The 394-nt window shown below is 51.5% G+C and carries 1 pseudogene; it reads right to left on the bottom strand.

Annotated elements, in window-relative coordinates:
* Nucleotides 1-394: pseudogene (locus IBT46_RS27080) on the bottom strand (DUF2235 domain-containing protein); the annotation flags it as partial.

Here is a 394-nt window from a genome sequence, read left to right as displayed (position 1 = left end):
AGGGGCTTGTTGCCCCAGGGTGAGCTCTCGCCAGGCGTTGAAGCGGTTGATAAGTTCGGGGGCTATTTCAAACTCCAGACCCAAATCAAAAGGCATCATTCGCCAAATATCGTTTTTCAAATCAGAAGGTAATGCATCCCTAAGCACTTTGAGTGGAGCTCCAATCTGGAAGGCCGATGCATACATATCATGTAAGGCAATTTGTGATAATAGAAAACCATCATCCTCAGCCTTAGCTTTTCCTTGATCCCCCGGCGGGTATCCCCCGCCTAAATCAGAATGCATCCCCGGATAAACCACCTCCACGCTGCTGGCCGGATATTGACCATTCGGCCGGCGGATCGAATCCAGCGGGAAGCACAGCCGCTGTTCATGGGATGAAACCAGGTGCACG

Origin of the sequence: Erwinia sp. S38 (genome assembly GCF_016624545.1) — a bacterium.
Classification (GTDB): domain Bacteria; phylum Pseudomonadota; class Gammaproteobacteria; order Enterobacterales; family Enterobacteriaceae; genus Erwinia; species Erwinia coffeiphila.
Note: the sequence above shows the minus strand (reverse complement) of the source record. Positions and strands in the feature narration are given on the sequence as shown.